This is a genomic window from Vibrio sp. E150_011 (assembly GCF_053544015.1).
Genome location: NZ_JBHFOL010000002.1, coordinates 1 through 12,965, shown reverse-complemented (window position 1 = coordinate 12,965; position 12,965 = coordinate 1). Strand labels below are relative to the sequence as shown.

Here is a 12,965-nt window from a genome sequence, read left to right as displayed (position 1 = left end):
TTGTGAGCTGTTGACCCCATCAACTATAGTGGAAACAAGAGAGAATTTGAACGATCGCTCAATATAATGTTAGATTATTTTCTGTAACAAAATAAAGTGCCTAGATAACAATAAGATAAAACCATCACTTACGATTGATGTCCCTTAACCTTGCACTGACTGTTAAATGGTCCACATTTGGCGATATATTGAAAAATATGTCGCGAATGCAGTGTTACCAAAACTCGCTTGATGACAATGAGGCATGAACGTGTTTCAAGTTGGCCTAGTGAATGCTCGGAAATAGCACAGAATTACCGCCTTTAGTCACTCAATCTCTACTACCTTCTCCTCTGAATAATGATAAAATCTCCGCATCAGAATTATCGAGAACCTCTATGTTTATCCATCATGTTAACGGCATCGACTGGCTGGTGATTACCGCTTTTGAAGAACTGAAAACTATGTTTATAGAAGAAGCCGGTGCGATCCCCTCTTGCTTCTCTACCACCAGCGAATTGAACCTAATTGATCAAGCCAAGCGCACTTATGGATATTTGCCTACACTCCGCGGCGTAATCACCGATACTGGCACCTTTCAAAGTCAGGACAACGAAGAAGATTTGAACCCACAGCTTGCCTGCCTAGTTGAGGGGCGGGGTCGGGTGTTTATCTATCACGGCGGCTTTGTGGCTTTTGTGGATGATGAGCAAACCTTTATTACCCGACTGGGCTGAAACTCATTCAGTCAGTTGAAATCGGCGACTTGCCCCCAGTCAGTCATCCACAAGCGTTTCGTTTATTAACAGGGGGCGAATTGAATAGAGCCAGATCCTAGCTTCAATAAGAAAAGCAATGCTGCGGTTCACTGGCGAGCGGTATCTCTGCAGGAATGGGACAAAACGATTTAGTTCCTATTTTCTCTGACTCCAAGCAGCAACGTTGATGATGTTCCAACACATTGAAAAATAGTTTTTCAATAGGATGCTCTTCTCTCAATATTTGTAAGATCAGTAGGAAATGGTCTGCTGTCTACTAAAGAACCATCTCTCTTTTTCCAACTAAAACTGCCTGCCCTGCAATGCTGATGTGTAGCATTGATTCTGCTTTCTCAACCGTCACTAGAACTCGACCTGGGCTATCCATCGCAAGACCTTGATATCCCCAATAACAAGCTTCTGACTCGCATTCAATTAAGTCATGGTGAACAAGATACGCTCCCGCAGGGCCATTCGCATTGCCCGTTACAGGATCTTCATTTATGCCAATGGCAGGTGCGAACATTCGCCCAAAAGTAACAGGGGCTTTCCTACTGCCTTCTAAGACAAATGGGAAGAACCCATTGCAATCAATTGTAGCGCTGAGCGCTTTTAGTTTTTCATTGTTCGGAACTAATCCATCAAGTCTCTTTCTGCTCAGCATTGGCACCATAACTTTGGAATGACCCGTAGTAACAACTTGGATAGGTAAGTCGCAAAAATCATTCTCACTTATGCCCAGTGCAGTTGCGATTTCGCTCCGTTGAGTTGAATCAAAAGGTGACTGAAACTTTACCTGTCCTTGAGTCATTTTTATGAGTAATCCTTTTGGATTTCCAGAGATCGAGACGGGCAAGTGGCCTGCTTTTGTTTTCGCAATTAATGGGTAGTCAGATTCGTGGCCTAAAGTGGCTCGTAAAAAATGAGTGGCGATGGTTGCGTGCCCGCATATCGGTACTTCTTTTTTAGGCGTAAAGTATCGAATATGAATGTCATGGGTTTGGTCGCAGGGTGATAAAACAAAGGCGGTTTCGGAATAACCTGTAAACGCGGCTATATCTTGCATCTCTTGAGTTGTTAGGCGATCGGCATCTAGAACAACCCCCGCTCGATTTCCTGTGTTTGGTTTAGTGGTAAATGCATCAACGATATAAATGGTGACCATGACCCTATTCCTCAGCTATTGATTTGATCTCGGCGATAGCTTCCGCCATAACTAGGTAACCGTGTTTAATTGCAGCAACACATATTACGGCTCTGGCAGGTTTATGGTCGCCCATATAATCGGAAAAGGCTTGATCTATTATTGGCCAGAGTTTTATATCAGTAGAATAAAAACGTACTAAAGCAATACTATTTCTCGTCGCGCCAGCTGATTGGGCTATTGTAGTAATGTTGTCTAAGATGGACCGTGTTTGCCTTTCGACTTGTTGTTCAATATCTTTACTTTGACCAGAGTACGTTGTATCCGGAAGTTGGGCTGATAGATACAACGTATTGCCAATTAAAGTTGCTTGACTGTAATGTCCATTCGGCCGTTTCGAGCTGTTGGTATTAATAAGTCTCACTTCTTGAATCTCCAGTAACTGCTGTTTCATTGAATGGACTTCAATACCCATTCATGTAATAGGTTGTCTAGATTGTATAAATTTAATCGTCGTGGTTACTATAGTGTTTACTGCAAACGCGTTTTTTAAATATGGAAAGGTATGAACTGGGAAGATACTAAGATTTTGTTAGCCATTGGACGAACCGGTGGGTTAAGCCGTAGTGCAAAACTGCTTGGTATCAGCGTATCGACCGTGCACCGTAGAGCCGTGGAACTGGAGAGAAGCCTCAATGCGACTCTTTTTTCCCGAGATAGCGATGGCTATACACTTACTCAAGTTGGAGAGCGCTATTTTTCTTTAGCTGAAAAAGCGGAAGAACATTTAACCGCCATGGAGCGTTACAATGACCAAGGGCAGCAATCACTATTTCGTGTCGCATTACCCGAGCTAATTGGACAACAACTGCTCCAATCGAAACTCGCTGCTTTACAATTGGAATATTCAGACTTACAACTAGAACTATCAACTAGCGTCGTTCCTGTTGAATTCTCTCGCCGTGAAGCCGATATTATTCTGCGACTTGTACGGCCAGAAAGTGGACGCTACATAGTCCGACGTCTTGGCCAACTGAAGTATGGACTTTATTGCAGCAAGGATTACCTTGCCAATTTAACAAAACATACTGAGGTCATCGATTTACAGAATCTTCGTATAATCGGTTGGGACCGAAACCTTCAGTACACCTTTTTAGCGCAGTGGATACAAGAACTTACCCAAGGCGCCGCTCCTATCTTGTCTTTTGACAACATGCACTCACAACTATTGGCAGCCATGGAAGGACTGGGGGTTGTCGCGCTTCCTTGTTTTGTTGCGGAGAATTCGGGGTTGGTGCCAATATTACCTAAACGAACATTGCAACAAGATGTGTGGTTAATGCGCCATCTCGATACCAAGAATTGTAATTACTCAACAATGATCAGCGAAATGATTGAAAAGGAGCTTCGAGAGCACCTGTTGTAAGAGTTTTACAACGGCATACTTACCCAGATTACTTAGCCCTAAAAAATTAAATGGTCAGTATATAAATGAAAGGGGTAAAGACAAGTTACTACGCTCACTGCTAAGCCCAAGCTATTTGTGATAGGGCTCATTTTAGATTACTAAGCGGTAACTCTTATCGGAAAATTTCAAGAGGTACTTTTACCCTATAGTACTTTTGGTGTGTGTCCTTTTAATCCCCCGCAAGCTGTTTCACGACCTAGTTCATTAGCAGATGCCGTATTGATGCTGCAGTTAGCAAGATCATTACCACATAGTAAGGTAGCAGTTGACAATACCCCTTACAACGCTGATGAGCAATCTTCGTAGTCGGCGCTTCATAACTCAGAATTGCCCCATTGTCAGTTAGTGTAAAAACTCATACATATCCTGTTGATGTGTATTTGCATTACCTATAGTTATCTATAAGAAGCTGCTTAGAGTGCTTCATTACATTTATAGTTACTAACTTTCTCAATTTACTTTTATATCCTTTGCTTACGGAAGAACAATTAAAAAGAGGCTCTACATGTAGAGCCTCTTTTCATATCAGTAATATATTGTTCGTTATACTCGCTTTGGCTGAAGATCTTTTTCTTCAACTTCTTTTATGTCGAAGCGTTGCTTCAACTCTTTCTCGATGCTTTCTAAACTACGATTTGCCGTTTCAGGAAGAATTTTTACCGCAAACCAAATCTGACCAAGAAGGATAATCGCGAACATGATGAACAATGCCGATGTTCCAAATGATTCTCTAAAAGCTGGTGTAAATGAGTTCAAGATAACACCTTGAATCCAGATTGCTGCCGTTGTTATTGAGACCGCGCGGCCACGGACTGAGGTTGGTAAAATCTCAGCTGAAATAGTGAACTTCAGAGGACCTAAACCTAGTGCTGTGAAGGCAACAAAGAACGCCATTAATCCAACAATCAACATCGGTGGAGTATCCGGTCTGTCAAAGAATATCGCTAGGCCGATAAGACAAACGAAACAACCAAGCGCAGAAGTTATCAGCATTTTTCTGCGGCCTACTTTATCAATGAATACCATTGAAAGTGAGGTGAAGATGACACTTACTAGACAAATCCAACCAAATCCGCCAAGTGCTGACCCCTGACTTCCCATAATTTCTTCTAGCATGACTGGACCGTAGTACATAACAACAGTCACACCAGACCATTCAGACCAGATGGCCAGTAGTACACCGGTCATCAAGCCAAAGCGCATTACAGGATTTTTGACTAATTGTTTGTACGATCCTGCTTTTTCAGAGCGAATTACCTGTCGACATTCAATGATAGCTTCTTCCGCTTCGCCTTTAGTTAGGAGCTTTTTGAGAATGTTAGCTGCTTCTTTTTCTCTCGATTTAGATATCAACCAACGAGGGGACTCTGGAAAAAAAACGACCAAAGCAAGGAAGATGACTGCTGGCAAAAACTCAACAGAGAACATGCCACGCCAATTTTCAGTAATAAAGAAGTGATCCAGGTAATGACCAGTGACAACGGCAGATTGGCTGTAATCAACAATAAGTGTGTTGGTAACAACCGAACACGTTAAACCGATAACGATGGCAACTTGAAATAAGTTACTGAGTTTTCCTCTATGTCTTGCTGGAGCAACTTCTGCAATGTACATCGGGCAAACTACAGTTGCGATACCAATACCAAAGCCACCAATGATACGAGCCCAAATCAGTAAGTTGAATGAGTCTGCGTACATACAACCAAGCACTGATACGATAGCTAATATAGCACCTAGCATCAGAGGTTTTTTACGCCCAGCATAGTCCGCAATAGGGCCAGCAATTATACTACCAAATAGGCAGCCAACGAGCGCTGAAGATACATACCAGCCCTGTTGTAAGGACGATAACTCAAACTGTTGTGTGATTTGTGTAATCGTGCCGCCAATAACTATAGTGTCCATTCCAAATAGGAATCCACCAATCGTTGCCGCGGCGCAAATGAATGTCAAAAAGAACATTTTCTTATTGCTTTCACTAAGAATCATTTGATCTCTCCATGAGAATTGTAGGGTACATGGGACGCTGTTCTAGTGCGTCTGGATTACGTAGTCTGCGTTTGATTCGTATTGTTTTATTTTTAACGCATTGACTAGATCCACGCGCTCGGTTTTATCGAGCGCTTCTTGTTTCGACTTTCCACCAGCTAGATGTCTTGATATTAATCGCTCTCTGAGTACTTCTTCACTTGCTGTGAGAAAGATCTTCAAGTCAATCAAATCACTGACTGGTCGCCAGTCTTCGTCGGTTGAGTAGATGTAATTACCTTCGAGTAAAATAATTTGAGTGTCCGGCTCAATTAAAAAACCTTCAGCAATTGGATCGTGTAACTCACGACAGTATTTCGGCCAAAAGAATGCGTCAGTGTTTGGCGTCACCGCTTTGGAAAGCAAATGTGCCAATGAGGTTACATCAAATGTTTCGATGCTACCTTTGACTGACGTCAGTCCTTTCTCTTTTAGTACCGAGTTGGGGTAGTGAAAGCCGTCCATTGGACACAGTTGGGCTTTAAATCCTAACTGTGACAGTCCAGATAGTAGGGATTCAGACAACGTTGATTTACCCGTCGCTGGTGCACCAGAGATACCGATGACAAGAACCTGTTTCCCAGACTCTTGGTAGGTGTTGGCGACCAGTTGAGGAACGCTTGCAATGTCATCACCCGTTAGCGAATATGTTTTAGCCATGATCTGGTTCCTAATTCGGTACATGATAATGCCGCTATGTGACTGGCTTTCTTTAGAGAGTCACAGAAATCTTGACTCTCCGAGTAGTAGTGACAAAAAGCTCCATGGAAAATATCCCCGGCACCTAGCGTATCGATAGCGTCAACTTTAGGTGCAGGAATTACCCCGCTACTTGACTCATCACTATAAAAAACACCTTTGTCGCCCAGCGTCATTGCCCACTTTTTGATCCCGTATTGGTCGCAAAGTGCCTGCATTTTATCTTTGTCACCATTGGTGAATTCCTCCGAAACAATAGGAATAGTACAGAGAGATAAAAACTGTTCGCTGTGCGATTTCCAAGTACCAGCGTCTAACACAATATCACCAGTAAACTCAGCCAAAGCTTGCACGTTTGCGCTAACAAACGGATGCTCATATTGATCAAGTAATACGAGCTTTGCATTATCTAGCCACTTCGGGTCTAAACTCATCACCTTTTCGCAATCGGGCTGACTGGCGTTGACGATGAGCCTAGATGCAGTTTGCTTTGCAGAGATAATGTTCGATAGTGGTAGCTGGTATTCATCGTCTAAACTTAAATCCACAACCGAAACTTCGTGTTCATTAAGCTCTGCTGTCACTATCGATTTATAGAGGTGCTCTTTACCTAAACATGTCCAAAGGTGTACATCAGAGCCTAATGCGTTGCATGCAATGGCAGCATTGAGTGCAGACCCACCACCACCAATAAAATCAGCAATTGCATTCACCTTTTTATCAGGATCAGGCATCACTTCAACAAAGCTCATCAAATCAATCGTGCTTCTGCCTATAAATACACAATTTCCCATACGTAGAACTCCTTTGAATTACAGCTCACCGCTAGCGTAGCGTGCAGCCATATCATCCATAGAAATTGGTGTAATCTTGTCACCGTGACCAGCACAACCAAATCGTTCAAATCGGTTTAAACAAAGTGCCGTTAGCTCATCCATTCCTGCTAATAGGAACTTACGAGGGTCAAACTCTTGTGGGTTTTTCATCGCTAGTTCTCGGAAGCGGCCAGACATCGCCATACGACAATCAGTATCGATATTTACCTTACGAACACCATGTTTGATACCGCGCTCAATTTCTTCGATTGGCACACCATATGTTTGAGGCATTTCACCGCCATTCTCATTGATCATATCTTGAAGGTATTGAGGAACCGATGAGGCGCCATGCATAACTAGGTGAGTCGTTGGGAGCTTCGAGTGAATTTCTTCGATAACGTTCATCGCTAAGATATCGCCATCCGGTTTGCGAGTGAACTTGTAAGCACCATGGCTTGTGCCACAAGCGATCGCTAATGCGTCAACCTTTGTTCTTTTAACAAAATCAACGGCTTGATCTGGGTCTGTTAGCAGTTGGCTCTTTTCAAGGATACCAGCAGCACCAACGCCATCTTCAGCTTCAGCTTCACCAGTTTCTAAAGAGCCAATACAACCCAACTCACCTTCAACTGAAGCACCTACCCAGTGCGCAGATTGAGCGATACGAGAAGTAATATCTACATTGTAATCGTAGCTGCTTGGTGTTGAAGCATCACGCTCCAATGAGCCATCCATCATTACCGATGTAAAACCGTGGCGAATTGCTGACAAGCATGTTTCTTCGCTGTTGCCATGATCTTGGTGAAGAACGATTGGTGTTTTCGGGAACATTTCAGCGAGAGCACAAACCATCTTATAAAGCATCACGTCACCAGCGTAGCTTTTACGAGCATTGATGCTCGCCTGCAGAATGACACCTGAATTACATTTTGCTGCAGCGCGAACAATAGCAAGTCCTTGCTCCATGTTGCTGATGTTGAATGCTGGAACTGCGTAACCATTTTCTGCTGCGTGATCCAGTAATTGTCTTAGTGTAACGATAGCCATTTTCTTCTCCAAAGTGATTTAATTGTTTCTTGCAATTAAACTTAACCAATTTAATTGCAAGAAACAATTAAATAGAATTTAGAATGTGAAAAGGATCGTGTTTTTGTTTTGAGGATCATTATTTGAGTGGGATAAAAAGGACTTTTTTTAAGGGAATATTTTTTGAGGGACAAAAAAGCCCAGCAATAAGCTGGGCTAAAAAGAAGAAGGAGAAAGCTGAATCAGTTACTCAGCAACACTTTTCATACCGAATGTTTTTAGTGTATCAATTCTTGCATTACCGTTCTTAGCGTATACATAGAGACCTGTACTGTCTTCATCAGAGAAGATGTTATTGGTCATCACAGTACGGCCGCCATCGGTAAAGATTTCAACAGAAATACTGTCCATAAAGATACGGATGTTTGCTCGATCTTTACTCGCACACTCTAGTGGACATGTTCTACGTAAGGCTGAACGACTGCCCGATTGAGTTCGATCAAAAGCCAGTTCGCCTTTCTTTAGATCCAACTCAATCAGTGTTTTCTGCTCACCTTTACTGCGAATTTCAAATACAACGCTGTCACAATCGCTAGCAGCTAGGTCAATGTCCGCAATGATTTCACAGTGAACATTATCACCAGCTTCAAATGCGAATTTTTCACCATCGTTTAACTGGAGCTCTGTATGTCTTTTGGGAGAATGGCGCAATTTTTCAACTTCTTGCACAGGCGTGAACTTCAGTTTCCCATCGTGACATAAAGAGACTTCTCGGGCCAAAGTGATACTACCGTACCAACCCAGTTCACTGGTATCGTAAGTGCCATCACACCATGGCATGAATGGCCATGAACCGATCCAAGCTTGAATGAGAGTGCGCCCATTTTCATCATCGAACACTTGTGGTGCGTAGTAGTCGAATCCCCAATCTAGAGAACCCATCGTAGACCAATGGAACTTACCAGTTCGGTAATCAAGGTCACCAACAAGGTAAACTACTTGACGCTGTTGCATACCCATAGGTGAATACATAAGGACGTGTTTGTCACCCAATTTGAAGATATTTGGGCACTCAAGCATTGTCCCGAGTTCGCCCATACTCTCTACACAATAACCTACGAATTCCCAATCGGTTAAATTGTCTGATTTGTGAAGGCAGACTTTACCGAATCCATTGGTCTCGTAGTTTGATGGGTTAATTAGATCGCTCACGCCATCTGTTACACCAGTCACCATGTACCATGAGCCTTCATGCTTCCAAACCTTTGGATCGCGGAAGTCATGTAGGTTAATTCCCTCTGGTGGATCAGATAAGATTGGGTTCCCGTCATATTTGTCAAAGTTAACGCCATCAGTCGACGTTGCCATACATTGAACTTGGCGAGCTTGTGCACATCCCGTATAGAAAAGTGTCATCACACCATCATTGTTCACAGCACTACCAGTAAAAATACCTCCGCCATCCCAACCGTCATATTCTTCACTTGGTGCTAAAGCTTCTGGCAGTGTTTCCCAGTGAATGAGATCTTCGCTGACTGCGTGTCCCCAGTGCATGGTTCCCCACTTGCCAGTGAAAGGATGGTGTTGATAGAAGAGGTGATATTTACCCTGATATTGAATCAATCCATGCGGGTCATTAATCCAGCCTACCGGTGCTTGGTAATGGTAATGCTCACGCCAATGGTGCTGCTTAACCGTATCTTTATGCTCAGCGATGTATTCTTCAACTTGATCAATAATTGCCTGATGCTTCTTCTTATCGAATACCACAAGGACCTCCAATGTTATCGAAATATATTTAATTGCAACCTGCAATCAAATATATTTCATTTAATTGCAGCTAACAAATATAGTATGATGAACTTGAGATTGCGCTCACATAAGTAAAGTAGGCTCAATTTCTAACTATATGATTTTATTGAATCTTAACTTTTTCTATATATTGTGTAGATCCATTGGAACGTTATTGCAGATCAAATTGGTCGGGAGAACTATGAATAAGCCTATGAGAAGCGGACTGGGCGTTTCGTTAGATGATGTACAAAATCATAATAAGCGCGTCATTCTTAATGCACTTCACAATAGTGGTAGTTGCTCCAGAAAAGAGATCAGCCAATTGGTTGGACTTGACCAAGCGACGGTGACGAGAGCGATAAAACCTTTAATAGAACAAGGGCTTATTGTTGAAACGGGTGTGCGAAAAGCGGCACGTGGTCGAAGCTCTATCTATCTGGGGTTCAATACCCAACATCTACGAATTGTGTCCGTTCGAATACAGCGTACTAACTTCTCAATTGATACCTACGATCTCAATGGTGTTTCGCTAACCAACGTAGTCAAACCAATTAATACTGATAATAGCCCAGAAGAGCTGATCGAGTATTTGACCAAGCAAGTGAGCGATGTTCTGAATGAGCAGGAAGGTGATATTATAGGGATCTCGGTCGCGATGCCCGGCCCATTCTTAGAGCAAGATAATAAAATTATACTGATGACCGACGCAAAAAATTGGCAAGATGTTGATTTTATTTCCCACATGCGAGAGCAATTTCCAGACTATCCAATCTATGCAGGCCATGATGCAAAATTGGCTGCACTCGCGGTTTGGCGCCAGCTACAAAGCACTTATGAAGCAAGCGTTTTACTGTATGTCTCTCTTGGGCAGGGGGTCGGTTCAGGCTTAGTGATTGAAGGGCAGGTTTATCACGGTAGTTTAGGGACGGCTGGAGAAATTGGTCACACATCGATCAATTTTCAAGGGCCGCAATGTAAGTGTGGCAATCTAGGTTGCCTTGAGCTGTATAGCTCAACAACGGCCTTGGTTGAACGTTACAAGGAAGAGGCCTCGTTAGCATCCGCGGACTTTGAAATGGTAGTAAATGCATTTCATGACAGAGAATCTGCTGCGATAAACGCGGTTGATTACTTAGCTAAGTGCTTAGCACATGGATTAGTAAACAATATTAACCAATTAAACCCTGATTTAGTGGTAATTGGTGATGAACTGACGCAATTAGGGGCTGATTTCTTAAATCGTGTAAAGGAATACACATTTCGTTTATTACTTCCGGATCTGGCAAGCAATATCGAACTGGTTCTTGATGAAAGTGATGAAGATTTGGTTCATAAAGGTAACTATCACAACGTGATGTCAAATGAGCTACTTCTGCCTTTAGCACACTTAGGAATAAAGGCGTCTAAGAGCTGTTAATATACAGTTATATATTAAGACTTTGCCATACGTTACATAATTCATTAGTTACTAAATTAGCAGTGGCGCTAAATCACATTTGTCCAAAAATGAGTTGTTGAGTGCGCAAGACCGGTGTGAGCCCACAAGACTGGCCACACCATTACGTTTGCACCAGGGTGTTCCACTTATAATTCTATCTACAAAGGTACATTGGCCGCTCTACTTCAAAGGCTTCACCTTTTTAAGGACTTCATCAAATTTCACCGTCTCAATGTAGTTCCTCAAAGTAGCCAAATCCGCTTTACTGCCATAGGTATCGTAAGTGATGCTTCCATTCTTATGGCCAACAATCGAAGCGGGGACCGCTGCTATAGAACCTCGCTGCTTGAACTGATCGATAAACGTATGGCGGAAACTGTAAAACCGCTTCCCTTCGCCAGTTAAGTCAATGTAATTAGAAAAATATCTCTTGAACCACTCCCCAAACGATTTGTAATAACCTTCCTTTTTGCTGTAAGACAGTTCAGGGAACAGCCGCTCATCAGAAGCAAGTGGTTCAATGAATCGCTCAAAGCCCAACTCGATCAGCTTGCTGTGCACTGGTACTGCTCGTCGTGCGCGTTTGTTCTTTAGAGATTGGTCTTCATCTTGATTTGATAGCTGGAAGAACAGTATGTCGTCTCTGAGAATACAATCCTTGCGTTTGAGCTGCGCAATCTCGTTAGGTCTCATTCCGCTGAGAAGCGCGATTAGAGGCATCCAGTATTGTGAATATTTGGGAATCCGCTTGGTGTAATGTCTTTTGATTTTATGTTCGGTGAAAATGGGTTGACTGAATATTTTTACAAGGTCGTTTTTGCTAAACGATGCAACATTGTCCTCTTCATCTAGCACCGGTCCACCGCTTTTAGATGCCAGACCGCAGAAAGGGTTGATAGATTGAACAGGAAAATTGTCTCGTATCCAACTGTAGATCGTTGAGGTTTTCTCAATGTACCTGCCCACTGTCGATTCTGAAATCACCTCAAGTCCGGCACCTTGATTGATTTTAACCCATTGGTGCTTTGGAAAAGCATGGAAGCGTTTGTTGTTAATTTTAGAGTTGGAAACTTTAGGAAACTGTCGTAGTTGTGAGAGCGCATGATCTGCATGGGTGACGTTGATTTGAGTAATATCGTGAACCCCAATAAGCTCATGAACAAGAAGGCACATCTCAATCGTTTTCTGCGCTTCTAGCGCCACACCTTCACTATTCTTTCTTACCCCTAATTTGTTGTTTCTGTGTGTCTGGTATTGTTCGCAATACCACCGGATATCCACCTCACTCGCGCTCACCGTAGCAGTGTTGCCTTCTCTTTGATGCGCTTTCGAAGTAGCTATGTCAGCAGAGGTATCAACTGCAATGTTTTTTAAGGGGGGATGTTGCTCAAACTCCTCGAAACATTCATCAGGAGCAACTTCCGTTGAACTCTCGACAGCGTTTTTCCTTAGTGCTTTCAGTACTCTCGAAAATCGTGAAAAGTCGAAACATACCAAACTATTACGAGCTTCCAGCATTAATTTATAGTGACGAACAAGCGTCTTTTTCACTTTATTCTTAAAGGATTCCTGACAGGTCAAACATTCGTCGTAAATCAGTGCCCACATTTGCTGGGCTCTTGTATCCGGTGATGTGGTGCTTGGATACAGCTTATGAATGCACTGTAGGTCTCTAGGTGCGGATAAGGAAAAGGTCTGCTTGTTCTCACCTGACATCAACCTTCGCAGTGCGCCTTGAAGCTTTGGTGAAGCTGAAACCCTTTTGTATGCGTCTACAGCTAGGAACATATCCACTTTCATTCTGGCAGCCAGT

11 protein-coding genes are annotated in these 12,965 nt (G+C 42.8%); 3 read left to right on the top strand and 8 right to left on the bottom strand.

Going from position 1 to position 12,965, the window contains the following annotated elements:
• Positions 1–377 precede the first annotated feature (377 nt).
• Complete coding sequence (locus tag ACE1OE_RS03255; RefSeq protein WP_449210118.1) at positions 378–716, top strand: cytosolic protein; 339 nt, start codon at positions 378–380, stop codon at positions 714–716.
• A gap of 298 nt (positions 717–1,014) precedes the next feature.
• On the opposite strand, the gene ACE1OE_RS03250 is transcribed toward ACE1OE_RS03255, so the two are convergent.
• Both ACE1OE_RS03250 and ACE1OE_RS03245 read right to left on the bottom strand, forming a co-directional pair.
• A complete protein-coding gene (locus ACE1OE_RS03250) occupies positions 1,015–1,902 on the bottom strand; it encodes a PhzF family isomerase (RefSeq protein ID WP_449210117.1) in 888 nt (295 codons plus the stop codon).
• A gap of 4 nt (positions 1,903–1,906) precedes the next feature.
• Positions 1,907–2,335: a RidA family protein gene (locus ACE1OE_RS03245; RefSeq protein ID WP_449210116.1), complete on the bottom strand. Its 429-nt coding sequence runs from the start codon at positions 2,333–2,335 to the stop codon at positions 1,907–1,909.
• A 111-nt stretch (positions 2,336–2,446) separates the two neighbouring features.
• Here ACE1OE_RS03245 and ACE1OE_RS03240 point away from each other — a divergent pair, with 111 nt between their 5' ends.
• Positions 2,447–3,307 carry a LysR family transcriptional regulator gene (locus ACE1OE_RS03240; protein ID WP_449210115.1) on the top strand — a complete coding sequence of 287 codons (861 nt, stop codon included), beginning with the start codon at positions 2,447–2,449 and terminating at the stop codon, positions 3,305–3,307.
• 585 nt (positions 3,308–3,892) lie between these two features.
• Here ACE1OE_RS03240 and ACE1OE_RS03235 read toward each other — a convergent pair.
• From ACE1OE_RS03235 to ACE1OE_RS03215, 5 genes are all read right to left on the bottom strand, one after another.
• The gene (locus ACE1OE_RS03235; RefSeq protein ID WP_372164245.1) at positions 3,893–5,338 is read right to left on the bottom strand and encodes a sugar porter family MFS transporter; all 1,446 of its coding nucleotides are present in this window, start codon (positions 5,336–5,338) and stop codon (positions 3,893–3,895) included.
• Positions 5,339–5,380: 42 nt separating this feature from the next.
• Complete coding sequence (locus ACE1OE_RS03230; RefSeq protein WP_449210114.1) at positions 5,381–6,037, bottom strand: hypothetical protein; 657 nt, start codon at positions 6,035–6,037, stop codon at positions 5,381–5,383.
• On the bottom strand, positions 6,016–6,870 hold the full coding sequence (locus tag ACE1OE_RS03225; protein WP_449210113.1) for a PfkB family carbohydrate kinase: 855 nt from the start codon (positions 6,868–6,870) through the stop codon (positions 6,016–6,018). The genes ACE1OE_RS03230 and ACE1OE_RS03225 overlap by 22 nt, the downstream gene beginning before the upstream one ends.
• Positions 6,871–6,888: 18 nt before the next feature.
• Positions 6,889–7,941: a class II fructose-bisphosphate aldolase gene (gene fba / locus ACE1OE_RS03220; protein WP_108020125.1), complete on the bottom strand. Its 1,053-nt coding sequence runs from the start codon at positions 7,939–7,941 to the stop codon at positions 6,889–6,891.
• A gap of 225 nt (positions 7,942–8,166) precedes the next feature.
• On the bottom strand, positions 8,167–9,690 hold the full coding sequence (locus ACE1OE_RS03215; protein WP_449210112.1) for a glycoside hydrolase family 32 protein: 1,524 nt from the start codon (positions 9,688–9,690) through the stop codon (positions 8,167–8,169).
• A 223-nt stretch (positions 9,691–9,913) separates the two neighbouring features.
• Between ACE1OE_RS03215 and ACE1OE_RS03210 the strand changes: the two genes are divergently transcribed.
• A complete protein-coding gene (locus ACE1OE_RS03210) occupies positions 9,914–11,131 on the top strand; it encodes an ROK family transcriptional regulator (RefSeq protein ID WP_449210111.1) in 1,218 nt (405 codons plus the stop codon).
• Positions 11,132–11,332: 201 nt separating this feature from the next.
• On the opposite strand, the gene ACE1OE_RS03205 is transcribed toward ACE1OE_RS03210, so the two are convergent.
• A partial coding sequence (locus tag ACE1OE_RS03205) for a site-specific integrase (RefSeq protein WP_449210110.1) occupies positions 11,333–12,965 on the bottom strand: 1,633 nt, incomplete at its 5' end.